The sequence below is a fragment of the Wolbachia endosymbiont of Trichogramma kaykai genome (genome assembly GCF_045765165.1).
GTDB lineage: Bacteria > Pseudomonadota > Alphaproteobacteria > Rickettsiales > Anaplasmataceae > Wolbachia.
On record NZ_JBJJXK010000002.1, the window covers coordinates 92,543 to 117,646 of the forward strand.

The window sequence follows — 25,104 nt, forward strand, 5'->3', positions numbered from 1 at the left end:
AGAAGTTTTAACAAACACTATACTGAACATGCAGAAGGAATTGAGTTTAATCAAGAATAAATCTTTAGATCAAGACGTCACTTTAGAAAAAGGGAAGGAGCTATCAAGTGGCATCTGTATAGCTACTTTGCCAAATTGGCTATTATATGCTCAGTAGTGAGCTTTTTTTACGAAAGAGGAAGTAAAGATCCCTAGAGATTTTCATTATCTTAAAGTTGTTAAATCCAATCACGATGATTGTAAATTAACGTTTTATAATTTTTTAGGTAATGAGTTTTTTGAACATAAAAAGTATGATCCACAATATTCTGGTATCTTAGATGAATATAAATTCGTGGATTTTGGTAGTGTAAAAAAGACTAATAATCTAAAATTTAAGGAGTATGTTGGTCATGCACCTAAGTTTTTTTGCTGTAGAAGGCTCTATTGAGCCTGAATCTGAAACCATGTAATTGATCTATTTGAGCTATTCAGAGACGGTAAAGGCAAAAAAGTGGGAACACTTGCTGATGAATAATGATAAATTTAGATGTGAAGAAAATTGATAAATTTTATCTTATTGCAGAACAAGGTGATATAATCATTCATCCTATTTTGGAAAATTTAGAAATATTTTAAAGTTTTTTTAGAGTTATTATAATTAGGTTATGGAAGTTGAATCAGTAAAAAACAAAAGTTATTTTAGGAAAGCAGTAGAATGGTATTGCCACAGATACCTGTTCTGCGTTGTAGAAAGATCTTGGATGGCGTTAATAGCGTTACTTCTCTTAGTATGTTTATTTTTATCATTACTAAACATATACCTATTACTTCCTGTTAAAAAAGATTTAAATTTTGTGAAGTACAAGAACCACACAGAAGATGAGTTTTCTACAATACATAAACTTAGTTTTAGTGAAAAAGAAGATGAATACACTTCCATAGCAAGGTACTTGGTAAGTCAATACGTTGAAGCATACGAGTCCTCTCAGATCATTGAATCAAAGTATCAAGAAAATTTTATAAAAAACAATTCTATATATAAAATCTATCAAGACTTTCAGGAAAAAGTAAACAATGAAGCTGTTTCATCCACAAGAAAAATTACCAACACAAACGTCACAACACTATCTATTGACCGATCGATCAAGGACTTGGTTACATTTCCTGGAAATGCCACTGTAGTTTTTGCAGCTGAGCAAAATAAGAAAATGAAAGACTATGCTGTGGAGGTTAGCTTTACTTTATCAAACATGGAGGCAACTCTAACTGGTATAATACCATTTAAATTTATTGTTAACGGCTATAAATACAGGTGATTACATTTAAAAAATTACTTGGTAGCTAAAAAAATAACTAAAGTGCATACAGCAGTAACAACTGGAGGTAAAATTAGAAGCATTGGTGTCTTTTTAATAAAATAATTTCCAGAAGGTTTTAAGAAAAAGGCATTGTAAATTATCGGTAAGAAGTATAGAGCGTTGAGTATAGTACTGACAATTAACACCAGAGCTACAAATACAGAAAGTGTTACATTACTAGAGTTAAAAACAGCTTGAAAAATGAAAAATTTGCTCCAAAAAGTCGGAGCAGGTGGTACCCCTATCATGGACAATGCACCTATAGTAAATGCTATCATACTAATTGGCATACTACGTCCTATACCGTGAATTCTATCTATGTATTTCTCACCTGTTTTCGTTATTATTGCTCCAGCAGTGAAAAACAAAGTGATTTTTGCAAATGCGTGGCAAACTAATTGAAAAATTGCAACCCTCATGCTGAATTCACTAAAAATTGAAGCAAACAATACAATATATGACAACTGAGAGATAGTAGAATAAGCAAGCAATTTCTTTAATTCCTTTTGCTTTAATGCAATTAACGATGCAGTAATGATAGTAAATCCAGCAGCGTACGGAAGCCATCCTCCAGCAAACCAACTTTGCTGTGCAAAACGTTGCATATTATCGATGCCAAAAGTGTATAATATAACTTTGATGATGATGAACACTCCTGATTTTACAACAGCAACAGCATGTAGCAGTGCGCTTACAGGAGTTGGTGCAACCATTGCTTTTGGCAACCAAAAATGCATTGGCATTAATGCAGCTTTTCCTATTCCATAAATCAGCATAGCAAAACACACTGTAATAAAAGTTATGAACGAAGTATCAAACTTGAATATTCCACCTCTTACAAAGTCTAAAGTATGGAATTCATTATATAAGAGGCCTATCGCAGGAAAAAATAACACTAAAGAAGAGAAAAATAGTAAACCAAAGTAATAGCGTCCTGCAATTACTGATTCATTTGTTGAGTTGTAAGTAATCAGAGGGTATGTACTAATAGTTAGAAGCTCGTAAAAGATAAATGTAGTGAGCAAATCTCCAGAAAAAGCAATAAACATTGCACAGCTAATCGCTATTGAAAAAAAGCATAGAAAACTCGAGTAGTTACTATCAGCATAGTTATTTCGCATATAACATATTGCATACATACTGGTTAGTACCCACAAAAATGATATTAATAAGCTAAATATTGCTCCACTAGACTCTAACTTTAAACTAATGTGCAAATTATTACCAAAGTCCATGAGAATAAATTGAGAATGATCACCATATACCAAATATAAAGTGCATAGAGATGTATACGCAAATAGAAGCATAGAAGAAACAACAGTAATGCTATTGTTCACTCTGGGCCATTTACTCGTAAAAGAAATAGCTAATGCACTTAAAAGTGGGATCAACGCAGTAATTAACAAATAATTCTCAGTAATAAAAAGTGGCAAGGAAAGAGATATTAAAACAAAATCCATTAAGTAATTCATCTTTCTGTTTAGGTAAAGCTAAAATTATATTCAAGTTATAGAGAATTTGCTATTTTTTAGTTGTATATCGGAAGTGTTAAATAAACCATACGCATCAAGTTAAGAAAAAGTGGCGTAAGGAAGAAAGGAAATAGGAAAAAACCATTTTATATATCAAGTAATAAAGTTAGTAATTTATAGATCTTTCTAAAAATTATCTTCTCCTAGATAAGAATTTCCTAAAAAATAAATGTAACAAATAAAATGCCAATCTTAAATATTGCTATGTTTCACGATAGCTTCTTAGTTTGGCACATATGGTTTGTTAAACACTTCCAGAATCACTCAAAACCGCTACAGACTATATCTTTCTGTATAATCTTTAAATGCACCTCTATTGGAGTCAAAATGTAGCTTTACACTGCCAATTGGCCCGTTTCTTTGTTTTGCAATGATCAGCTCCGCAATATTTCTAATTTTCTCCATTTTCTCTTGCCACTCTCGATGTTTATTACTTCCTTCATTTGGTTGCTTTCTTAATTCATAATATTCTTCTCTATAGAGGAACATTACTATATCCGCATCCTGCTCTATGCTTCCTGAATCACGTAAATCAGAAAGTTGTGGTTTTTTATCATCCCTTTGCTCAACAGAACGAGAGAGCTGTGATAGTGCAACAATGGGAATATTTAGTTCCTTTGCAATTGCTTTTAAACCCTGCGTCACTTCTGAGATTTCTTGCACTCTATTTTCACTACTCCTTTTTGTTGTTCCTCGAATTAACTGCAGATAATCGATAAAGACCACCTCTACATTATATAGTTGATAGAGAAGACGTATTCTGGTACGAAGAGCACTAATTGATAGTGCAGGGGTGTCATCTATGATGAAAGGTAATTCGGATAGATCTGTACTAGCATTAATGAATTCGTGTAATTCAAAATCACTAATTCTCCCAGTCAGTGCCTTATAATAACCAATGCCTGAATCTATAGTAATCAATCTTGCAGTCAATTGCTCTGCTGACATTTCAAGTGAGAAAAACGCTACGTAGTGTTGTTTATCTGTTCTTTTTTGCAAAATCTTACAAGCATTAAGTGCGATGTTCAGCGCCAATGCTGTCTTTCCCATTGAGGGCCTTGCAGCTATAATTAACAGATCAGATTTCTGCAAACCACCAAGAAGCTGGTTTAGGTCTTGAAGTCCGGTTGTAATACCCAGAGCCTCTGGGTTATTCTTCAGCTTGCTGATCTTCTCAACCACATCTTTAATTGAACTTGCAAGCTTTACATATGTTTTATCACCTTGCTTTTTTACTGCTAAGTTGAACAACTTTGTCATTGCCTGCTCAATTTGTACCTGTGCAGGATTTTCAATGTCGTAGTTGTAACTATCGTCAACTATCTCCTGCCCGAGCTTGATTAAGCATCTCCTTAAATAAGTATCACGGATTATTCTGGTCAAGCTATAGATGTCAAGCGCAATGCTTGCCTTTGCTGCAAGTTTTGCTAGGTACTCAACTCCACCACATTCGGCAAATGCTTTATCATTTTCAAAAAACATCTTTAGGCTTAGTTCATTGGCGACTATGCCGTGTTTTCTGGTTTTAGATATCTGGGTAAAAATGCTTTTATGTATTGGATCATAGAAATTATCTGCTGTGATTATGTCTTCAACTGCATCACAAATTCTATTATCTCGAATCATTGCACCAATGAGCATTTGTTCTGCTTCTAAATTGTATGGCAATTTACATATTTCTTCTCTTGAATCAATAAGATTGGCTAATTCATTCATTTTAAGTTTTCAGAGTAATGATTGATTATTGTAGAATATTCAGTACTTACTTAAAAGATAAAAAATTTGACTAATCTTGTACTGCTTATAGCATTAAAGTAGGTCCCTGTGGTGGAATGGTAGACACGGCAGACTCAAAATCTGTTGCTTGCAAAAGCATGCTGGTTCAAGTCCGGCCAGGGACACTCAAACATTGAGAAATGCATATATGTTACATAAATTTTTTAATCGTTTATTTTCCATTCTTTCTTCTATAAATGCTATTCAAAAAGTGAAAAAGGATGATAATGGAATATGCTATGTAACGGGACTTAGACGCTATTTGTCAGTGCTGCTTGATTTAATCATCATCGTTTTATTTTTACAGTTTTGCGGTCAGGCCTTAAATCAACTCTTCATGAGCTCGGAGAGCAGTAAAATATTAGGCCAAATTGCTGCAAAATATCAAATGCAGGTACCACTCTCTGCAGAGGAAACAGCAATGCAGAGTAAACTAATCAAGTTACTCATTCTAAATCAAATAGTTCAATTCATTATGCTTTTTAGTTATGTGGCATATATGTGGATAAGGTTTGGTGCTACACCTGGAAAGTTATTACTTGGGCTTAGAGTTGTGAGTGCGCAAACTTTTGAAAAATTGACTCTAAAACAAGCAATAAAGAGGTTTTTTTCCTTTATATTGTCAACAGTACCACTATTCTTGGGTTTTATATGGGCAAACTTCGACAAACGCTGCCAAACTTGGCACGATAAGATCGCAGACACAGTGGTTGTCATAAATAGGAGTCTTAAGCGTGATAAAATGAAATAGTAGGTAAAAATATGCCAAGTATTACTCATGGTCAAAGTATGGATTCTATTAGCGATAGTATTGTACATATTGGTGGTGATGAAATAAAAGAATGCGCAATTGAAGCGCTAGAACCATTTAAGAACGCATTGGAAGCTCAAATTGACCTTAATGGGCTAGGAACTTCTGACCTAATTAAAGCATGGAAGAAGATAGAAGATTTTAAAGGTGCTGGATTAAAGGATGCTTTTGACCTTGCTGATCTGATAAAAGGGCAAATTACAGGATTTAACAAAGAAAAATTACAATAAATATGTACTTTTAGCAAGATTTCCTACGGTAATGTGGACAGAAAATTAAAGCAAGATGAGTACAAAACTAAAAGGCAATTTGAAAAAGAAGGTTATCAAATTGTAAAGTTTTACGACAATGAACTCATTGAAGACAAATATTGCTCGGATACTGATTATAAATTAGAGCAAGAAGTCACTATAGCTTACCATGGTGCTCGTGATTTAAATGATGTAAAGGAAGATCTTCGTGCATCTTTAGCTAAATTTTTCATTTTACCTGAAGATCATCGTGTCCACTCTGGTTTTTACTCTTTATTCAAACGCTCTTGGCCCAGTGTGGATAAGATATTAAAAGGGCATGCTAATGATAAAGGATTAGCAATCAAAGATTTGAAAATTAATGTTACAGGTCATAGCATGGGAGGTACTCTTGCTAATATCGCTGCTTTATGTCTTAATAAAACAGAAAACGCCGAAGATGTTCAGGTTGCAACTTTTGGCTCTCCAAGAGTTTTCTACAATGGTGCCGATGAAGTTTACAATCAGTATCTTGGAAATAAGACTATTAGAGTAGCTTGTCAATCAGATCCGGTACGGCTTTATTGCATAGGACTGATAGGCATGTAAATCAAAGTAAATTTACGCAGATAATTTAAATTTAGCCATACCTATATCAGTAAATATGTTCAATAAGTAGCACTTAATTAACAGCTCTTTTTCATGATTTACCTCTGATTTATTTTTCAAGCTAAACACAAATATTTGCTTCAACCTATAGAAAAAGACTTCAATATAAGACCGTGCTCCATACTTAATTTTTTTCTTCCATTCATTAATACCATCTTCATAATTCTCATATGACCTAATTCTACTAATATACTCGTTTCCTTCTGATAAGTAATCAGCTAAACAAATTTTAGTATCCTTTCTAGGGCGAATAATAGGCACAATATTGTATTTTCTGCATTCTTTATACACACTTTTTATATCATAAGCCGCATCTGCTCGAATAGAACAAATATTATACTTATCACTAGCAGCAACTTGCTCCTCCGTTAAAATTATACCGTCTTGGACCACCTTTGCTTCCAGGGCTTTCAATCTCTTTTTAAAATTTTCGAGATCGTTTCTTTGCCATATTGACCTTATACCACTAGCAGATATTAGAATTCCTTTTTTCTTTAATTCATTAGCTGCTCTTTCTTGTCCATATGCTGGAAACTCTACTGCTATTTTAACTACTGCTTCTTTTGTATCCTTTGGTACTCTATTGGTAAGTAATGGTTTGCTTTTGTTTATCTCATATAATGCTTTTCCCCTCCTGTTTCATCAAGTCATTGCATGCAGTTTTCTTGTTTGCTCATAGCGTCGATACTTTCTATCTGTACCATTTGCCTTGCTATGACCTGGAATATTATTGTAGATCAGTACTATCTATGGCAATCTCAATATCTTCTGTATTATTTTTATCATGTCTTCGATCACTAATTTTGATGTTAAGTTTTTCAAGCCTTCTTGAGGACTGGGAATATCTAATAACTTGCAAGTTTTTCCTTACTTGCTCAAGGTAACCTGCTATAAATCCCGCTGTTTGTCTCAGACCTATTCTAAATAAATAAGTTATTATGTGAACCAGAATCACGACCTTATCGCTATAAATATAGTTGCCACCAGCCATTTTTGGACCTTTTTCGTACTAATTTTCTATGGCATCATTAACGTAATAAAAAATATTTCCCCTCTCTTGGAGAAATTTATTATATTCATGGCAGTTACTGACTCTCATTTTTTGTGGCATATTTTTCTTTAGTAGGTTAAATCCTTGTCTTATAGTGAATTTTGTCAGTAGCTGCCAGTTCTTTTTATTTGACCTATGCAACAAAGCCCACTGGCATCCGGTTTTTTTTTGTGCAATTCCGTCAAAAAAAAGCGCTTTCGTGTTTACCAACTTAGTTGGATTCCAGTGTCAAGCACTGGAATGACAGGAGCAGAAACTGGAATGACAAGAAATCTAATATTTTCATATTTCCTGAATAATGCTTATTGGTGTCATTCAAATACATTCGGTGCATTTAAACCTTTTGTATGATTTTCTTCTAACCTTGCAACAATCCTCTCTCTACCGATAAAAATTAATAATTTAGCGAGTTCTGGACCTGTTTCTGTTCCTGTTAAAGCGAGGCGCAACTGCATAAATAGATCTTTTGCCTTTATATCAACTGTCTGTCGAATATTTTTAACCCATTCTGATAACGTATTTTTATTACACTCACCTTGAGGTAATGTGCTTAGCGCTATTTTTATAAATTCTTTATTAATAACCACAGGCTCTATATTGGATTTACATACTTGCCAACATTTGGCCACCTCAGAAAACCTGTTTATGTTATTTCTTATAAAATACCAAAACTCTGAGCCAATTTGACTTAAACGATCTTGCACCATTTCAAATGGCATTTGTTGCAGCACTTTGCTATTTAGCTTATACATTTCACTCAAGCTGAATTGTGCAGATGCTGAGCTAAATTTTTTAATATCAAATGAGTTAATTAAAGAATGCATATCAACATGAGCTTCTATCGGATCAGATGTGCCAAGTTTTGCTAAATAGCTAGTTAGCGCCATTGGCTCAATCTCATCTTCTCTTATGGACTTAATATCCAACCCACCTTTCCGTTTCGATATCTTGCTATCATCAAAATGTAGTAGGGAAAGGTGAGCAAATATAGGAATTTTCGCTTTTAATGCTTTAATAATTTGGATCTGCACTGCGGTATTAGTTACATGATCTTCCCCGCGTACAACATGGGTTACATTAAAGTCAACATCATCAATAACAGAAGGTAACATGTATGTATAAATTCCATCTTCTCTTTTTACCACAGGATCGCTAATATGAATTGTTGCAATGTTTATTTCACCTTTAACTTCATCATTCCATTTTACAATTTCGTTTCTATTCAATTTAAATCTGAAATGTGGTTTTCGTCCTTCTTGCTCATAACGAATTTTCTCTTGCTCAATTAGAAGCAACGCACCTCTATCGTAAACAGGGGGAAGACCTTGTTTTAATTGCAATTTTCGTTTAGTGTCTAATTCTTCTCTTGTTTCATAACATGCATAAATATGACCTTCTTTCATTAACTGTAAGAACACCTCGTTATAGCGCTCAAAACGCTCTGATTGCTTAAAACTTGAATTCCAATTTATGCCAATCCATTTTAGGTCTTCTATGATATTATCTACATATTTGACATCTGAACGCTCAAGATCAGTATCATCAAAACGTAGCAAAAATTTTCCATTTTGATTACGTGTGTACATCCAACAAATGAGTGCAGTGCGTATGTTTCCTACATGTAGGCAGCCAGTTGGGCTTGGAGCGAATCTTGTTAGCATTTAAATGATTACTTTAGTTTATTAATTTTATATAAATGTACTGCTAAAGCAAGATTCTTCTTTGTCTTGGTGTTAGTTGCTATAAAGTACAGCGAACATGAACCTTTTTGTTAGAGTTCCATAATCTGCCTGAAATACCCTGAAAGCACGGCTTTAGTTATTTACTCTAAATATATTATACGTATACTTGTTATTAAACTAAATTTGAAATGATAAGAAATGAGTGAATTTAAATCAATCCGCAATATTGCAATAATTGCACACGTTGACCACGGAAAAACTACTTTACTTGATAACATGTTAAAACAAAGTGGCACGTTTCGTGAGAATCAAGAAGTTCAAGAACGAGTGATGGATAGTGGTGATCAAGAACGTGAACGTGGGATTACAATACTTGCAAAATGTACGTCAATAATGTGGGGTGATGAGAAAATCAATATCATTGATACACCAGGACATGCGGATTTTGGTGGAGAAGTGGAAAGGGTGCTCTGCATGGCAGATGGTGTATTACTACTGGTTGATGCTGCAGAAGGTCCAATGCCACAGACTAAGTTTGTGTTGTCAAAAGCACTAAAGGCAAATTTAAAACCGATTGTGATAATCAATAAGGTTGATCGACCAGACAGCAGAATTGATGAAGTACTAAATGAAATATATGAGTTATTCTTTAACCTTGATGCAACCAACGAGCAACTAGATTTTCCAGTGCTCTATGCTTCAGGTAGAAATGGTTGGTGTGCTAAGGAGCTATCTGATGAGAGAAAAGATTTAAGCCCATTATTTTCAACGGTGATAGATTACATAAAACCTTCCGTTTATGATCAAAATGCACCTTTTGCTATGCTAGTTACTTTACTTGAATCTGATAAATTTCTTGGCAGAATATTGACAGGAAAGATCTACCAAGGAATCGCACAAGTTAACTCAGATCTTAAGGTAATTGATCTTGATGGTCAAGTGGTTGAGCGAGGGAGATTAACTAAGTTACTCTCATTTTCTGGCTTAAAACGCGTTCCAGTAGAGCAAGCTGTAGCTGGTGATATCATTGCCATTGCAGGACTTGAGAAAGCTTCAGTTTCAGACACTATAGCAGCACCAGAAGTTACAACTGCGATCAGCTCAACTCCAGTTGACCCGCCAACAATGGCGATTACTATAAGCGTTAATGACTCACCTTTTGCTGGTCAAGAGGGAACAAAACTTACCTCAACTGTTATAAAAGATCGTTTATATGCAGAAGTAGAAACAAACGTTGCAATTACTGTAACTTTGGCTCCAAGTGGTGAAGCATTTGAAGTAGGTGGACGTGGTGAGTTGCAGCTTGGGGTACTGATTGAAAATATGAGAAGGGAAGGTTTTGAGCTTTCAGTTTCAAGGCCTCGAGTGCTGTTTAAAGAAGAAGATGGCAAAAAACTTGAACCTATAGAGGAAGTAGTAATTGATGTAGATGATGAGTATAGTGGAATCATCATGGAAAAACTTAGCTTTCGGAAAGGTGAAGTAACTGACATGAGACCTTCTGGTAGTGGCAGAACTAGGTTGACATTTTTAGTGCCATCAAGGGGATTAATTGGCTATCAAGGAGAATTTTTAACTGATTCTCGCGGCACTGGTATAATCAACCGTTTATTTCACAGTTATGCTTCACATAAAGGTTCAATTTCCGGAAGGCGTAATGGGGTTTTAATTTCAACAGACAAAGGCGAAGCAGTAGCGTATGCAATTTTCAATCTGCAAGATAGGGGAATTATGTTTATTAAGCCACAGGATAAAGTATATTGTGGCATGATCGTCGGTCAGCATAGTCGTGACAATGATTTAGAAATAAATGTACTTAAAGGTAAGCAATTAACAAACGTAAGAGCTTCAGGTAGCGATGAAGCCATAAAGCTTACTCCACCAAAAATAATGACACTGGAGGATATGATAGCATATATAGACGATGATGAACTGGTAGAAGTCACTCCAAAATCTATACGTTTGCGTAAGAAGTTCCTCGATCCAAATGAACGTAAACGTGCAGGAAGGGCGAAGAATAAAGAGTAATCAACGTTCCTAATAAAAATCTGGATGAACTGCTCGGATAACACCATCATAAAGGGAATCAGTGTCAGTTACTTGAGCAGGTACTGGGATGACAAGAGAAGGCTACAAGGGTATCATGCAAGTAGCTCATCCAGATTTAATCATCGAAAACATTGTATTTTAACATTACTTTTATACTTGTAAGTTTCTAGGCACTGTATTTGTTGTAGACTTACTATTTACTCTATCACTTTACCCTCTTATTTTACCACTCTCCTGCCTATATATTTTTATATGAGGCTTTTTGCAAAAGTTTCGCATTTTTTGTAACATGATTTTCAGTATGTGTAACTTAAATGCAAATTGATCACGAAACTAGTTTAATTATTGAGACAATAGAGAAATTTAGTGGTGAGGCAAGGCTTGTTGGTGGGTGTGTTAGAGATTCAATTTTGCAGCGTGAAATTCACGACATTGATCTTGCTACTAATCTGCTGCCTAATCAAATAATTAAAGCGCTCAAGCTTTGCAATATAAAGAGTATTCCAACTGGTCTGAAACATGGAACTATCACTGCAATTTTACACAAGAGGTCCTTTGAGATTACAACGCTAAGGCATGATGTAAAGTGTGACGGTAGACATGCGAAGGTAGAATTTACTAATGATTGGCAAGCTGATGCTTCAAGGCGCGATTTTACATTTAATGCTCTTTATGCAGACAAGCATGGCCATATATACGACTACTTTGGTGGCATTCAGGACTTAAAAGCACGAAAGCTAAACTTTATAGGTAACGCTGAAGATAGGATTAAGGAAGACTATCTACGTATTTTAAGAGCGTTTCGTTTTCACGCCAAAATATGCATAGGAGATTTAAGTGATGGAATATTGGATGTGTGCAAAAAGCATTCGCACATGATTCAAAACCTCTCTGGAGAGAGAATAAGAGAAGAAATATTTAAGTTGTTGGAATGCAATGATCCTGCTCCAACACTTAAGAGCATGCAAAAATCTGATGTTTTACAAAAAGTTATTCCAAAAGAAGTAAAATGCGAAATTTTATCTTCACCACTTCTTATCAACACTAAACCTCCTACAAAACCCTCAGGGCATGTCCATAAGCCTTTCCTAGATCCCATCTTGAATCCAATCGATGCACTAACAAAATTAGCTTTGCTTCTTAGAACTACCGAAGATAGGCTTAATCTTGGAGAATATGTAAGCAAACTTCTACGTCTTTCAAATAAACAAAAGAAAAAAATATTATTTTTATTATCAAACAATATCAAAACAGAGCTTTCAGAAAAAGAGCAAAAGAAATACATATCTTTATTTGGTAAGGAATTATATTGTGACTTAATGAAGATTTGTGGTATTGAGTCTGGAACAAATGTTGATGAGTATATTTCATTTGCTCATATATTCAATATTCCAAAATTTCCTTTATCTGGGGATGATCTAATAATTATAGGTCACCAGCCAGGAAAAAATTTAGGTAGAAACTTGGAATTGCTACGACAACACTGGGAAGACAGCTCCTACACTTTAACAAAGGAGGAGCTGATACTTTATGCTAAAAGTTTTATCTAGACGTTGCTTCTTGCTTCATACTTACCAGAGTGCTATTAGTGTGACTCATGGAAGAGTTAGGTGTGTATTCTTTTTTAGCTTTCTCTGTTAATTGGTATTCATTGTTTTCTTCTGAAGTTTGAACGCACACTTTCTCATCTTGGCATAAAAATTTATCTCTTATACTTGATGCCAGCTGTAATCCTTGAATCTTATCTGAAAAACATTTGATTTTCAGCTTTTATTAACTCCTTCACAATAAATTCTTTGACTGAATCATTATTGATATCATTTCCATTAGCCAAAAAGCATGTGAAAGAACCTATTATTGCTTGACTATCTTCAATAGTTTAGATTTGATCTGACAGATTAATAAAGTAAGATAAAAATATAAATAAATTTTAAAGGAGTGTCAGACATGAGTACAACACAAGAAAAAATACTAGAACCAAAGTTGGGGTTGCTAGAACTTGCAAAGCAATTAGGAAATGTATCCCAAGCGTGTAAAGTAATGGGATATTCAAGGGATACATTTTACCGCTTCAAAGAGCTATATGAAACAGGAGGGGAAAAGCATTATATGAGATAAACAAAAGCAAACCATTACTTACCAATAGAGTACCAAAGGATACAAAAGAAGCAGTAGTTAAAATAGCAGTAGAGTTTCCAGCATATGGACAAGAAAGAGCAGCTAATGAATTAAAGAAAAAAGGAATTCTAATATCTGCTAGTGGTATAAGGTCAATATGGCAAAGAAACGATCTCGAAAATTTTAAAAAGAGATTGAAAGCCCTGGAAGCAAAGGTGGTCCAAGACGGTATAATTTTAACGGAGGAGCAAGTTGCTGCTTTAGAAAAAAACTAGGGAACAAAAAGAAGCCAATGGCGAAATTGAGACACAACACCCTGGATACTTAGGTAGTCAAGATACCTATTATGTAGGCAATATCAAAGGTATTCGAAGAATTTATCAACAAACTTTTATTGACACCTACTCTAGAGTGGCCTTCGCTAAGCTTTATACGGAGAAAACTGCTATCACAGCTGCAGATCTTCTCAATGATAGAGTTATACCATTTTTTGATGAACAGAAAGTTCCATTGCTACGCATTTTAACTGATCGTGGTACAGAGTATTGTGGTAAACCAGGTAGTCATGCGTACCTGTTATATTTGGGAGTAGAAAATATTGATCATTCTAGAACCAAAGCTTATTCTCCACAAACTAATGGTATATGTCAAAGGTTTCATAGAACTATGCAAGATGAATGTTACAATATTATCTTTAGGAAAAAGATTTATAGTACTTTGGAGGAGCTTCAGTTAGATGTCGTCATTGGTTGCATTCTTATAACAGAGATAGAACTCATTCCAGTAAGTATTGCTATGCCTATGCAGACCTTTTTTGATAGTATGAGTATTGCTTACCAAAAAAAAATATTGATAACATTAAAACAGATTCTGATATCAGTTTTGAACTCGTCAATTCTTCTGTCAGATCAAGTCTAAACTATTATAGGTAAATAATAAGTTTCAGCACTTTCTTTTACTATTTTCTATCACAACCTCAGATGATTTATGATTGCCTTTCTCCTTATTTCTAAATTTTATTTGATACAAGAATAAGTTACCCATTTTTACATCTTTATTTTCTTTCAATTGATCATCAGTAACACGATTACACTCGATAAGTTCTATACCATTAGCATCAATATTAATTATAATAGTGTACTTTTTCCCGTCCTCATCATACCAATTCAGAGTCATTTCGTATGCACCATCATTTACAACATAGTGCCTTATTCCTTCTTCAGAAACAAAAAAGTGCATTCCATTTTCCATTGCTATGCAGAGTTGAAAACCCTATAATTCCATTACCTTGGCAGAAAGTACTATTCAAAACTCACTGACTTTGAATTTGTTTTTATTAGCTCCCAATTTAACTTCTGCACAAGTACCATATATTGAAACCGTTCCAACGCTACTTTCAATATACCCATTTAATACTTTTTTAGCCTTATCTTAAAGCTCTAGTCTTGCCTCCTTTACATTATTGAAATCTTGGATAACGGCTTTATACACTTCATCTTCATTAAAATTGGCATTGTATTTTATTTAAAAAGATAATATGCGAAAACTAGCTACAGCAGTGTGAACTGATTTATTCTTTTCTTTTATCTTACCGAGCAAAAACAAAAACCTTTGAATGAAGTCATGATAATCACCTTTTTGTTCTTCAATTTTATTATCATATGAATTACCAATCGTTATTATCTCACAACTAAATAATTAGTATAGTAATACGAATGCTAAGTTACATCAATCAATAAACTTACAGTAAATTTTCCATTCTCAGTTATAATCTCTGCTTCTGTACTCTCAACCCATTCTATCACTTCAGCATTGCAAACTGACTGCAAATCATGCTGAGCAGAATAATTTAACTCATACTCTTTTACACTCGCTTTTATCATCAACTTTTGTATAAGATGCTTAACTGATACGTTATTATCTGCTTTTATTTTTCTCACAAGGTTTAATATCTGCACAAAATTATCTCCCATTTCCTCAGAATACTTCTCATAGATAAGTTCTTCCTTGTTAGGCCAATTACTTTTATTGTGAACAGAGTTATAACTATACAACTGATGATATATTTCCTCTGTAATGTATGGCAAAAATGGTGCAAATAACCTCAAAATAATATTGAGTACATATGCCAAACTCTGTTTCGCACTCATGTTTGCCTCGCTGTCCAATGCATCTCCATATGCACGTTTTTTAACTAACTCTAAGTAATTATCACAAAAATCTTTCCAAAAAAATTCTTCTATTGCGCTCAAAGCTTCGCAGTATTCAAACTGTAATAGGTTGTTCGTCGTTTTTTCTATCACTTTATATAATTTGGACAATATCCACTTATCCATCGTCTCACTGATGGAATTTATGCTCAATGCTTGATGTTTTTCCATAAACATGGAAACAAATTTGCTAGCATTCCAAAGTTTCGTAACAAGTCGTTTGCCAATTTTGAAGATATTTTCAGAGTAGACTGTGTCAACTCCAAGTCTTGAGTTTGCTGCCCAATAGCGTACTACGTCAGCTCCATAGGTTTCAAGCATTACATGAGGAGTGATGATATTACCTTTTGATTTACTCATCTTTTTTTTATCATCGGCCAAACACCAACCACTAATCATAATATTTTTCCACGGAAGTGAATCTGCATGATAATGTGCCTTCAAAATCGTATAAAAAGCCCAAGTTCTTATTATCTCATGGCTTTGGCTGCGCAGATCTGCAGGAAATATCTTATCATACCGATGGCTTGGTAAACCGAGCTCACTGTTTACTGCTAGTGCACTTAGTTGAATAGTGATCGCACTTGTGGCCCACGTATCCATTACATCTTGGTCTGGGGTAACCTCTTCTTTAATATACCCTTTTGGCAAATCTTTGAGTGGATCGATAGGCAAATCCTTTACTTCAGCTAGAATGATTTTACCCTCCTCCCCTTTACGTTTTGAATACCACACCGGAAATGGCACACCAAAATAACGCTGTCTTGAAATGCACCAATCCCAATTTAGCCCTTCTATCCATACCTCCATGCGTTTACGCATAGACTTTGGATGCCAACTACACTTTTTTACTTTATCTAACACTTGAGCTTTTTGCTCTAAAGTCTTGATAAACCATTGATAAGTTGGTAATATTTCAAGTGATGCACCAGATCTTTCTGCACACTTTACGAAATGAAAAATGTTAGTACTTTCTATTAAAAGGTCCTTTTTAGTTAGGATTTTAATAATTCTTTTTCTTGCTTCTTTAACCCCTAGGCCATTTATTTCATCGTAGATTCCAGCGTCACGCGCTGGAGCGTGTGTCTCCTCTAATGGCTCGATTCCAGTGTCAAGCACTGGAATGTCACTCCCTTTTGTCATCCCAGTGCCTTGACACTCGGATCTATTATTACCATACACTGAATCTAGACTTATCCTACCATCCTGATCGATAATAATTTTCATCGGCAGACCATGCTTTTGCTGCCAATATACGTCGAGCTCATCACCAAACGTACAGCACATAACAAGCCCAGTACCTTTATCTATTTTAACTTTATCATCAGCTATTATTGGAACTTTTGCTCCTGTTATTGGCACCACGGCTATTTTTCCAATCAGCTTAGTGTAGCGTGCATCTTCTGGATGGCAAAAAACTGCAACACATGCTGGAAGCAACTCAGGCCGTGTAGTTGCAATCTTAATCTGCTCATTTTCTTCAGTGGAAAAAACTATCGTGTTCAAAAATGACTCAAAGACTTTATCTTCTATTTCTGCTTGTGAAATTGCAGTTTTATCGACTGGGTCCCAAAGAATAGGTTGCATTTTTCTGTATGCATACTCTTTATTATATAGATCAATGAATGACATTTGAGAAAGTGCCACAGCTTCCTTGCTGATCGTGTGGTATTCCAAATCCCAGTCATAGCTAATTCCAACTGATTTAAACAATTCCTTGAATTCTTGCTTTGATTTTTCAATAACCTCATGGCACATCTCTATAAATTTTTCTCTGCCAACTTCTTTTGCGCGGGTTTTATAGGTTTTCTCAACTAACCTTTCAGTCGGAAGGCCATTATCATCAAACCCAATTGGATAAAATACATCTTTTCCCAGCATACGTTGAAACCTTGCAACAAAGTCTGTGTGGCAATAGCTGAATATATGGCCAATATGCAACTTTCCTGATATTGTTGGTGGGGGCGTATCTATAGTGAAAGTGTTACCCTTTTCACTATTCCATTTATAAACTTTACTTCCTTCCCATAATACATTGTATTTATCTTCAACTTCTCTAAAGATGTATTTTTCTTCCAACATAAATATTTTTCAGTTTTAAGCTTTAAGTTAGCACAATTGAGCAAATACAGCAATTTTAATGTCTGACATTTTAGTTTATAATACAAAATTTCTTGATTTTAGTTTTTTATGTATTACACGATAAATTTTTAGTATTGAGGTTTATTATGCCTGATTTTAAATTTTCTGATTTACAAGATCTTGTTAATGCTCTATATGATCCATACTATCTGCCCTCCAACGAAAAAATAAAACTAGCAGAATTGATTGAGGACGTGTTGGAACTAGAAGTTAAAAAAAAGCCTAGAAAAGGCAATATCTAAATTAAAAAATAAAATAAAAAATGAACTAAAAAGTGAAGTATCGAATGAACTGAAACAAAAAATAAATACTCAAATCCAGCAGTTACAGCAAGAAAAGAAAATATTAGAAACCAAAAATGAAGCAAATAAACAACTAAAAGAAAAAGCAACATACATCGCTACTGCTATTACTGGTCTTGCTGTTGGGTTAGTAGTGTGTATATTACACTTGAACATACAACTAAATTGGACATGTGGTTAATAGTTGTTATAGCAACAGTATCTGCATTCTTAGCTGGTGGTTTAATAATAAAACCTAGCTCTCAAGTAAATGGAACACAAGAACCACAAGGAGTAGCAAATAAGAATTCAGTCTAGCTTGATATAGTTTTTTTCATTTCATTTCCTTTCCAAATTTGAAGCAGGTTGTTTGAGCCATAGTACAAAGTAAATATAGTAATTTTACACTAAAATTTTTAGTTTTGTTTCTTTGGGTTAGTTGGTACGAGCCTTGCCTTTAAGAAGATGTAAAATCACAATTATTACGAATAACATTCCACCAATAACTGATATAGCTCCACCCGTAATAAAACAAGCACGTGCCAACATTGATGAAATACTTGGCAGATCTGCAACTTTTCTTAAGGCACCATATCCACCAAGCCAAACAAGTCCAGTAATGTGGAGAAAATGTCCCAAGCTATATGCATAAATCTGTAATCTTACTATGGAGCTTTTTATTTCTTTACAGCCCAATTTTGGTAACAGCCAGTAGACAAAATTCATAAAAGCTATAGTAATACCAACCACAGAACCGTGATAATGCGCAGGGATAGTGACATTTCCTTCAATAGTTAGCACTCCAAGCACACCTCCATAAGTGAACAATACAAACGAGTGGAGAAGATAATTGCCCTTATCATTGAGCAGAGTTTTTGTGTTGCAATACACTAATATTGTTAAAAAGCACGGCAGAACTGCTCCAGCAATTCTCATATGCCAGGTAAAAAAATGTATCAATTCAGCACTATCCACCGAATAAATAAAGTATATAAACGGCGCACCTACGGTCAAAACTGTGTTTATAAGTAGTGGTAAAATGTTAATTTTATTTAGACTAATATAGCAAGCATTCAGTATGATCAAATAAACTAAAAACATTGCTTGAGCAAAGGCAAACTGCAGTAAATGTCCGCCTCCCCAAAAGAGATATTCATAAAATAAATTCTTGTCTGAGTGATATAGACCTGGAGGCATATTTTTATGTGCTAAAACAACACAAAGAAATGATGACACAAGTATAATGACCAGGCCAATTTGTCCGATTGAAAGATATGAGTCTTGTTTATTTGATATGTAGGCTAGAGCTGTATTTATCAATATGCTGGTAATGAAAAGACTGAGTCCAAGTAAAAATAATTTGTTTTGTAACACAGGTATATAGTTACTTTTGATAACTTCAGTATTTGGAACAAATGCAGATATAAACATTAGCAGCATGGAAAGGATTGAGAGAATCCATGAGAAGTTAAACCAATGATTGGTTTTTAGGTTTATGATGAAGAGCAGAGATATTATAGAGCACATCCATACCAAAATTGACAAATTTACGTGTATCACCAGTGCATTATCAAAGATATATTGTGCAGAAGAAATGAGAGAAGAAATAAAAGGCAATCGTAGAAAAATAACAATTATTGACAGCAGTCCAGAACAAGCAAGAGCAAGTACTGCCAAGAATATCCATTGCCTGCAAAGTGAAGCGTTATTTTGTATGTTGAGCATTTACTTTTAGGTACTATAGCATAAGACAATGTACATTTTTCAAATTGATATGCATAGTTTAAATGAATGACATTACAATAATATCTTTCATCGTGAAAATGCTGCATCCATTTCCATTTCATATTAATGGTAATATTACTGACAGCACTAGTCTGGGCTATCGGAATGTGTTTTAATCAATACTTGATAAAAATTATTACAGTAAGAGAACCTTTACATAATAGCATGACATTACGTTAATGCTTTTGATCCACAATTAAGAACATTTTCGTTGTGATTTACGTTTCTAGTATGTATATTGATGGATCTTGTTTTCACTAGATAATGAAAATAATAATTGTCATGATAATGCTATTGTATAGTAACTATACAGTAGCAAGCGAACGAATAAGTTTAGTAGATAAAAAATTATCTCAAGGATATGTAGCTCCAATACTTACAGAAAGTAGCGTTATTTTACCAGATAAGCACGGTAACTTATATTCCTTTGATATCGGTAACCCAAGAGTTATAAATTGGAAATTATACCTCTCAAGTAGGAAAAAAATTGGTAATATGAGTTTGTCGAGCTACAAAGAAAATGTTTTCTTTGTAGTGGATAACATTCTACACACAATAGATGCAAAAACAGGGAAGATTCAATGGGAAAAAGAATTAAGAGCTCCGGCAAGAGGGAAAGCAATAGCAATAAACAATAAGTTGGCAGTATTGACTATTGAGAACTATCTACATGTATTTGATATAAGAGATGGCAGACCCATTTGGGCTTATCAAAATGGTATAAATGAGGTTCGAGGTTTATATTCCATCTCACCAGCAGTCTCTGATGGTAAAATAATGGCACCATTTTCAAATGGCGAGTTAATAGCTTTTAATGAAGAAGGTAAAAAATTATGGAGCCAAAAATTAGCTACAAATCTTTTAGACACACAGCTTACAGATGTAACTACTACACCTAGAGTACACGATAATATCTTAATAGCTACGAGCAACTCTTATATTTATAGCATTGATGTAAACTCAGGAAATATTTTATGGTCAAGGCCACTACAAGTAAAAAGTATATCAAATATTGAGTCATATTATAGCCCTCTTATTCCTGCAGAGAAACAAAAAGAAGGCAGAAGAATTTTCATGGTGACTAAAGATAATAAGGTAATTGGCATCGACATACAAAGTGGAAAAACAGTTTGGACATCTGATTTTATAGAGAATGTGCAATTGTTTGTTCCAATTATGGATGCCCATACGCTTTGGGTAACAAGTAACAAAGGTTTAATATTTGCTTTTCCTGGATCTGAAAGTACGGGAAGAGTAATTAAAATACCCGGTAATGTGTTTCATCCTCCAGTATTTACCCATGGTAAGATGTATATAACGACTGAAGGAAATGGTGTTTATTCTTTAGAAAATAGGTTTGTTTTTTATGACTGATTATGATTTGATTATTATAGGTGGTGGTCCAGGTGGTTACAAATGCGCTATTGTTGCTGCAAAACTTGGACTCAAAGTTGCTTGTATAGACAAAAATAGCATTTTTGGTGGCACGTGTTTGCGAGTTGGGTGTATACCATCAAAAGCATTACTCCATTCCTCTTATCAGTATGCTAGCGTGAAAAATAATCTATTAAAACTTGGCATAAAAGTTAAGGATGTAAGTCTCGATTTGAGAGAAATGATAGGCTATAAAGACTCTATAGTTCAGGAACTTGGAAAAGGCATAGAATATCTGTTTAACCTTTACAAAATTACTAAGATCAATGGACTTGGAAAAATTACTTCTTTTGATCAAGGCAACCTTGAAGTTTCAGTTGAAGGTAAGATGCTGAAGACAAAAAATATAGTAATTGCAACCGGTTCTGACGTTATTTCTTTGCCAGGAATTAATATTGATGAGAAAAGTATTATTTCATCAACTGGTGCATTGTCTTTAACTGAAGTACCAAAAAAACTTGTCGTAATCGGAGCCGGAGCAATAGGGCTTGAAATGTCTTCTATATGGAGGAGGCTAGGGTCTGAAGTCACTGTGGTAGAATTTTTTGACAGAATCGCTGCAGCAATGGATGGAGAATTAAGTAAGTCTCTACTTTCTAGTCTACAAAAACAAGGAATAAAATTTTTACTTAGCACTAAAGTTGAGGGAATAAAACAAAGTAGTAACTCTTTGAGTGTGAAAGTTTGCTCTGTAAAAGATAATCAAACAAACACTATAGAGGCGGATAAGGTATTGGTGGCAGCAGGACGCAAACCATGTACTGATGGTCTTGGTATTGATAAAAAAATGGAAAAAGATAATCGAGGTTTCGTTCAAGTTAACAACAGATATGAAACTAATGTGAAAGGAATATTTGCTATTGGTGATGTGATTGGTGGAGCAATGCTTGCTCACAAAGCTGAGGAAGAAGGGGTGGCAGTTGCAGAGATACTAGCAAGGCAATTGCCTCACGTTGATTATGAAATCATACCGTCAGTCATTTACACCCACCCTGCAGTTTCTTCAATAGGTAAAACTGAAGAAGAACTCAAAAGTGCTGGTCGAAAGTATAAAATTGGTAAATGTCAATTTGCTGCAAACGGTAGAGCAAAAGTCACTGACGATGCTGAGGGATTCGTGAAAGTTCTGACTTGTAGCAAAGCAGATACAATACTCGGTGTACATATCATAGGAGCGTACGCTGATACGCTAATCAATGAAGCAGCGGTTGCAATGGCATATGGTGCAGCAGCAGAGGATATATACAGAATTTGTCACTCTCATCCTGATATAAATGAAGCCTTTAGGGATGCGTGCATCGATGCTTTCTTTAAAAAGTAACTGTGGACCTCGGTTCAATCATTGAAAAATGGTATGATTGGCTAAAGTACAACAGGTCTTACTCATCAAACACTTTGGAGTCATACATGAGGGACCTCAAAGATCTTATAAGTTTCCTAAATACTCACATTGGTGAAGAAGTAAATATTGGCTCTTTAGAAAAATTAAGCATACCTGAACTGAGAAGTTGGTTTACCTCTCGTTATGCAAGAGGTGTAAATGCGAGATCTAACACTCGCGCATTGTCAGTAATCAGAAATTTTTTCAAATATATAAAAAACAATTATGAAATAAATAATGAAGCAGTATTTTCTTTATCAAGGCCAATTCAGAGAAGAACACTACCTAAAGCACTTTCAATATCTAACATAGAAACTCTATTGAAAGAAATGACATTGCCTGATCTAGGAGAGCCTTGGGTGGTAAAAAGAGAAATTGCAATTGTCGTTCTGCTATATGGTACGGGCTTAAGAATCACTGAAGCACTGAATCTTAAGGTTAGTGATATTAGCAATGAAAGTTTAATAGTAACAGGTAAGGGAGATAAACAAAGGCAGGTATTTATTCTTCCAGTAGTAAAAAAGTGTATACAAAAATATATAAAATCTTGTCCCCACTTTGACGAAGCGGGACATCTTTTTGTGGGGGTAAGAGGAAAAAAATTGGGAAGAACTTATGTTGCTAATCGTTTGCAAAAAATAAGAAGATTTTTAAACTTACCAGAAATTTTATCTCCACATGCATTTCGCCATAGTTTTGCTACTCATTTGCTTCAGGAAGATATTGACATAAGATCAATACAACAGCTGCTTGGCCACTCAAGCCTTGAAACTACTCAAGTTTACACTTACCTAAGTTATCAAGATGTCTTCAATATGTATAAAAACTTTCAGAAGAGTTTAAATAAAAAATCGAAATCTTAACTTCGTCTTAAATCGATAATATTGCCGAACTGAGTGCTTGCAACATCATTCAATATTGTACTTGCTTTATATAAGCAATAGTGACCAGCAGAGAAGAAAGCAAAAACGTTTTGCAAAAGGTTATGAATGAAAGAGAATAGACAGCAGAATTTAAATTAGAAGCTATGTAAAGAAACAAGTCAAGCAAATAGCAAAAGATCTGGGACCGTACACCTAGGCACTCAATTTTAATTTTTCACTCAAAACCAAGTTTACGACATCAGGGCTGGCTTTTCCTCCGGTGGATTTCATGACTTCACCAACAAAGAACCCATACAATCTTGTTTTACCACCCTTATATTCTTGAACTTTATCTTGGTTGTCATTGATGATTTTATCTATTACCTCTGAGATTTGAAATGTATCAGTTATTTGCTTGAGATTCTGCTCTTCTATAATAAGGGATGCAGGCTTTCCAGTTTCAAACATAATATCAAAAACTTGTTTACCAAGTTTAGCAGAGATCGTTCCATCGACGATAAAGTCGAGGAGTTCGGATAAAGCATCTGCTTTAATTGGAGAGCTAACAATATTAATATTTGTTTTATTTAAACGACCGAAAAGCTCGACGGTTAACCAGGTAACTGCAATCTTTGAATCATGCTTTTTTGCTAATTTTTCAAAATAATCGGCAATTTCTTTATCAGAAGTGATAACGTCTGCATCATATTCATTGATACCTAATTCTTCTATGTATCGAAGTTTTTTTTGATCTGGCAACTCGGGTAAAGATGATTTAATAGAATCAATTTTGTCTTGGCTTATTTCAATAGGTAGCAAATCAGGTTCAGGGAAATATCTATAGTCACTTGAATCTTCTTTGCTTCTCATCACTTTTGTTTTTCCTAAAGTGACATCAAACAATAATGTATCTTGACTTATTTCTCCTCCGCTTTCCAAAATTTTGATCTGCCTTTGTGCTTCATAATCTATAGCTTGTACAATATAACGTATTGAATTTAAGTTTTTTATTTCACAACGAGTGCCAAATGTGCTACTACCCTTTGGGCAAACAGAAACGTTTGCATCACAGCGAAGTGACCCCTTTTCCATATCACCATCACATGAACCGATGTAACGCAAAATCTGCCTCAATTTTTTCATGAATTCTGCAGCTTCTGCAGATGAACGAAGATCTGGCTCTGAAACAATTTCCATTAAAGCAACACCTGCACGATTTAAATCTACGTAAGTTTTGCTTTCTTCATGGATACTCTTTCCTGCATCTTGCTCTAAGTGAATTCTTGCGATTCTTATTTCTTTTTCATTATTTTTGATAAATACTTTACCATTTTTAACTATTGGCGCAAAAAACTGGGTTATTTGGTAACCTTGTGGTAAATCGGGATAAAAATAATTTTTACGATCAAAGTAAGAGCATTTATTAATTTCTGCAGAAAGTGCAAGACCGGTACATATTGCTTGCTCTATGCAGAAATAATTTAATATTGGTAATGTACCTGGCATTGCTGCATCAACTAGAGAAACTTGAGTATTGTGCTCAGCGCCAAATTCCGTTAGTGAACTAGAAAATAGCTTTGTCTTAGAAGAAACCTGAGCGTGTACCTCAAGTCCAATTACTGTCTCCCAGTTTTCTTTTGTCATGTATTTTATTCAATGAATAACTTTATATTCTGCAAACTAGCACAAAAAGTCAAATAAAACTCATTTAACCTATGATCCAAGAGCGGTGTATATCAATAATATAAGA

20 protein-coding genes, 1 tRNA gene and 3 pseudogenes are annotated in these 25,104 nt (G+C 34.5%); 14 read left to right on the forward strand and 10 right to left on the reverse strand.

All coding sequences use genetic code 11. The features are described 5' to 3' along the window. The first annotated feature begins 28 nt into the window (after positions 1 to 28). Entirely contained in the window at positions 29 to 157 is a 129-nt protein-coding gene (locus wTKK_RS01330; protein ID WP_407511647.1) for a hypothetical protein, read from the forward strand. Between the two features lie 490 nt (positions 158 to 647). Then, the gene (locus wTKK_RS01335) at positions 648 to 1,298 is read left to right on the forward strand and encodes a VirB8/TrbF family protein (RefSeq protein WP_407511648.1); all 651 of its coding nucleotides are present in this window, start codon (positions 648 to 650) and stop codon (positions 1,296 to 1,298) included. A 14-nt stretch (positions 1,299 to 1,312) separates the two neighbouring features. On the opposite strand, the gene wTKK_RS01340 is transcribed toward wTKK_RS01335, so the two are convergent. Beyond that, a complete protein-coding gene (locus wTKK_RS01340; protein ID WP_407511649.1) occupies positions 1,313 to 2,800 on the reverse strand; it encodes a proton-conducting transporter transmembrane domain-containing protein in 1,488 nt (495 codons plus the stop codon). Positions 2,801 to 3,145: 345 nt separating this feature from the next. Further along, the gene (locus tag wTKK_RS01345; protein ID WP_407511650.1) at positions 3,146 to 4,588 is read right to left on the reverse strand and encodes a replicative DNA helicase; all 1,443 of its coding nucleotides are present in this window, start codon (positions 4,586 to 4,588) and stop codon (positions 3,146 to 3,148) included. 102 nt (positions 4,589 to 4,690) lie between these two features. Here wTKK_RS01345 and wTKK_RS01350 point away from each other — a divergent pair. The 4 genes from wTKK_RS01350 to wTKK_RS01365 all read left to right on the forward strand — a co-directional run bounded on the left by wTKK_RS01350 (position 4,691) and on the right by wTKK_RS01365 (position 6,298). Then, positions 4,691 to 4,773 (forward strand) — tRNA-Leu (locus wTKK_RS01350). A gap of 23 nt (positions 4,774 to 4,796) precedes the next feature. After that, positions 4,797 to 5,399, forward strand: coding sequence for an RDD family protein (locus wTKK_RS01355; protein WP_407511651.1), 603 nt, complete (start codon positions 4,797 to 4,799; stop codon positions 5,397 to 5,399). Between the two features lie 11 nt (positions 5,400 to 5,410). After that, complete coding sequence (locus tag wTKK_RS01360) at positions 5,411 to 5,689, forward strand: hypothetical protein (RefSeq protein WP_407511652.1); 279 nt, start codon at positions 5,411 to 5,413, stop codon at positions 5,687 to 5,689. Between the two features lie 33 nt (positions 5,690 to 5,722). Further along, positions 5,723 to 6,298, forward strand: coding sequence for a lipase family protein (locus wTKK_RS01365; RefSeq protein ID WP_407511653.1), 576 nt, complete (start codon positions 5,723 to 5,725; stop codon positions 6,296 to 6,298). 12 nt (positions 6,299 to 6,310) lie between these two features. On the opposite strand, the gene wTKK_RS01370 is transcribed toward wTKK_RS01365, so the two are convergent. From wTKK_RS01370 to gltX, 4 genes and pseudogenes are all read right to left on the reverse strand, one after another. Next, complete coding sequence (locus tag wTKK_RS01370; RefSeq protein ID WP_458695410.1) at positions 6,311 to 6,649, reverse strand: hypothetical protein; 339 nt, start codon at positions 6,647 to 6,649, stop codon at positions 6,311 to 6,313. Positions 6,650 to 6,697: 48 nt separating this feature from the next. Next, positions 6,698 to 6,982, reverse strand: a pseudogene (locus wTKK_RS01375) (IS481 family transposase); the annotation flags it as partial. 24 nt (positions 6,983 to 7,006) lie between these two features. Beyond that, positions 7,007 to 7,469, reverse strand: a pseudogene (locus tag wTKK_RS06210) (transposase); the annotation flags it as partial. A gap of 251 nt (positions 7,470 to 7,720) precedes the next feature. Further along, on the reverse strand, positions 7,721 to 9,070 hold the full coding sequence (gene gltX / locus wTKK_RS01390; RefSeq protein ID WP_407511656.1) for a glutamate--tRNA ligase: 1,350 nt from the start codon (positions 9,068 to 9,070) through the stop codon (positions 7,721 to 7,723). A gap of 219 nt (positions 9,071 to 9,289) precedes the next feature. On the opposite strand from gltX, the gene typA reads away from it, so the two are divergent. From typA to wTKK_RS01405, 3 genes and pseudogenes are all read left to right on the forward strand, one after another. Then, positions 9,290 to 11,119 carry a translational GTPase TypA gene (typA, locus tag wTKK_RS01395; RefSeq protein ID WP_407511657.1) on the forward strand — a complete coding sequence of 610 codons (1,830 nt, stop codon included), beginning with the start codon at positions 9,290 to 9,292 and terminating at the stop codon, positions 11,117 to 11,119. Positions 11,120 to 11,454: 335 nt separating this feature from the next. Then, positions 11,455 to 12,690, forward strand: a complete 1,236-nt coding sequence (locus wTKK_RS01400) for a CCA tRNA nucleotidyltransferase (RefSeq protein ID WP_407511658.1) — start codon at positions 11,455 to 11,457, stop codon at positions 12,688 to 12,690. A 397-nt stretch (positions 12,691 to 13,087) separates the two neighbouring features. Continuing rightward, a pseudogene (locus wTKK_RS01405) lies at positions 13,088 to 14,176 on the forward strand (IS481 family transposase). Between the two features lie 24 nt (positions 14,177 to 14,200). Here the strand turns inward: wTKK_RS01405 and wTKK_RS01410 are convergent. Then, a complete protein-coding gene (locus wTKK_RS01410; protein WP_407511659.1) occupies positions 14,201 to 14,497 on the reverse strand; it encodes a hypothetical protein in 297 nt (98 codons plus the stop codon). A gap of 479 nt (positions 14,498 to 14,976) precedes the next feature. Beyond that, positions 14,977 to 17,550 (reverse strand): valine--tRNA ligase, encoded by a 2,574-nt coding sequence (locus tag wTKK_RS01415; protein ID WP_407511660.1) that lies wholly within the window; start codon positions 17,548 to 17,550, stop codon positions 14,977 to 14,979. Positions 17,551 to 17,696: 146 nt separating this feature from the next. Between wTKK_RS01415 and wTKK_RS01420 the strand changes: the two genes are divergently transcribed. Both wTKK_RS01420 and wTKK_RS01425 read left to right on the forward strand, forming a co-directional pair. Then, positions 17,697 to 17,852, forward strand: coding sequence for a hypothetical protein (locus wTKK_RS01420; RefSeq protein ID WP_407511661.1), 156 nt, complete (start codon positions 17,697 to 17,699; stop codon positions 17,850 to 17,852). Positions 17,853 to 18,047: 195 nt separating this feature from the next. Beyond that, positions 18,048 to 18,209, forward strand: coding sequence for a hypothetical protein (locus wTKK_RS01425; protein ID WP_407511662.1), 162 nt, complete (start codon positions 18,048 to 18,050; stop codon positions 18,207 to 18,209). A gap of 117 nt (positions 18,210 to 18,326) precedes the next feature. Here the strand turns inward: wTKK_RS01425 and wTKK_RS01430 are convergent, their stop codons facing one another. Further along, complete coding sequence (locus wTKK_RS01430; RefSeq protein WP_458695408.1) at positions 18,327 to 19,616, reverse strand: cbb3-type cytochrome c oxidase subunit I; 1,290 nt, start codon at positions 19,614 to 19,616, stop codon at positions 18,327 to 18,329. 324 nt (positions 19,617 to 19,940) lie between these two features. Here wTKK_RS01430 and wTKK_RS01440 point away from each other — a divergent pair, with 324 nt between their 5' ends. The 3 genes from wTKK_RS01440 to wTKK_RS01450 are packed head-to-tail and all read left to right on the forward strand — an operon-like array spanning position 19,941 to position 23,354. Continuing rightward, a complete protein-coding gene (locus tag wTKK_RS01440) occupies positions 19,941 to 21,050 on the forward strand; it encodes an outer membrane protein assembly factor BamB family protein (protein WP_407511663.1) in 1,110 nt (369 codons plus the stop codon). Then, positions 21,043 to 22,431 carry a dihydrolipoyl dehydrogenase gene (lpdA, locus tag wTKK_RS01445; RefSeq protein WP_407511664.1) on the forward strand — a complete coding sequence of 463 codons (1,389 nt, stop codon included), beginning with the start codon at positions 21,043 to 21,045 and terminating at the stop codon, positions 22,429 to 22,431. The genes wTKK_RS01440 and lpdA overlap by 8 nt, the downstream gene beginning before the upstream one ends. Positions 22,432 to 22,433: 2 nt before the next feature. Continuing rightward, positions 22,434 to 23,354: a tyrosine-type recombinase/integrase gene (locus wTKK_RS01450; RefSeq protein ID WP_407511665.1), complete on the forward strand. Its 921-nt coding sequence runs from the start codon at positions 22,434 to 22,436 to the stop codon at positions 23,352 to 23,354. A 213-nt stretch (positions 23,355 to 23,567) separates the two neighbouring features. Here wTKK_RS01450 and gatB read toward each other — a convergent pair whose 3' ends face one another. Continuing rightward, positions 23,568 to 24,998: an Asp-tRNA(Asn)/Glu-tRNA(Gln) amidotransferase subunit GatB gene (gene gatB / locus wTKK_RS01455; RefSeq protein WP_407511666.1), complete on the reverse strand. Its 1,431-nt coding sequence runs from the start codon at positions 24,996 to 24,998 to the stop codon at positions 23,568 to 23,570. Positions 24,999 to 25,104: the final 106 nt, after the last annotated feature.

What these genes read in the sequence shown, in the direction of transcription:
- wTKK_RS01330 (WP_407511647.1), top strand. Translation starts at nt 29, where the DNA reads ATGCAGAAGGAATTGAGTTTAATCAAGAATAAATCTTTAGATCAAGAC.
- wTKK_RS01335 (WP_407511648.1), top strand. Translation starts at nt 648, where the DNA reads ATGGAAGTTGAATCAGTAAAAAACAAAAGTTATTTTAGGAAAGCAGTA.
- wTKK_RS01340 (WP_407511649.1), bottom strand. Translation starts at nt 2,800, where the DNA reads ATGGATTTTGTTTTAATATCTCTTTCCTTGCCACTTTTTATTACTGAG.
- wTKK_RS01345 (WP_407511650.1), bottom strand. Translation starts at nt 4,588, where the DNA reads ATGAATGAATTAGCCAATCTTATTGATTCAAGAGAAGAAATATGTAAA.
- wTKK_RS01355 (WP_407511651.1), top strand. Translation starts at nt 4,797, where the DNA reads ATGTTACATAAATTTTTTAATCGTTTATTTTCCATTCTTTCTTCTATA.
- wTKK_RS01360 (WP_407511652.1), top strand. Translation starts at nt 5,411, where the DNA reads ATGCCAAGTATTACTCATGGTCAAAGTATGGATTCTATTAGCGATAGT.
- gltX (WP_407511656.1), bottom strand. Translation starts at nt 9,070, where the DNA reads ATGCTAACAAGATTCGCTCCAAGCCCAACTGGCTGCCTACATGTAGGA.
- typA (WP_407511657.1), top strand. Translation starts at nt 9,290, where the DNA reads ATGAGTGAATTTAAATCAATCCGCAATATTGCAATAATTGCACACGTT.
- wTKK_RS01400 (WP_407511658.1), top strand. Translation starts at nt 11,455, where the DNA reads ATGCAAATTGATCACGAAACTAGTTTAATTATTGAGACAATAGAGAAA.
- wTKK_RS01410 (WP_407511659.1), bottom strand. Translation starts at nt 14,497, where the DNA reads ATGCACTTTTTTGTTTCTGAAGAAGGAATAAGGCACTATGTTGTAAAT.
- wTKK_RS01415 (WP_407511660.1), bottom strand. Translation starts at nt 17,550, where the DNA reads ATGTTGGAAGAAAAATACATCTTTAGAGAAGTTGAAGATAAATACAAT.
- wTKK_RS01420 (WP_407511661.1), top strand. Translation starts at nt 17,697, where the DNA reads ATGCCTGATTTTAAATTTTCTGATTTACAAGATCTTGTTAATGCTCTA.
- wTKK_RS01430 (WP_458695408.1), bottom strand. Translation starts at nt 19,616, where the DNA reads ATGCTCAACATACAAAATAACGCTTCACTTTGCAGGCAATGGATATTC.
- wTKK_RS01440 (WP_407511663.1), top strand. Translation starts at nt 19,941, where the DNA reads ATGAAAATAATAATTGTCATGATAATGCTATTGTATAGTAACTATACA.
- lpdA (WP_407511664.1), top strand. Translation starts at nt 21,043, where the DNA reads ATGACTGATTATGATTTGATTATTATAGGTGGTGGTCCAGGTGGTTAC.
- gatB (WP_407511666.1), bottom strand. Translation starts at nt 24,998, where the DNA reads ATGACAAAAGAAAACTGGGAGACAGTAATTGGACTTGAGGTACACGCT.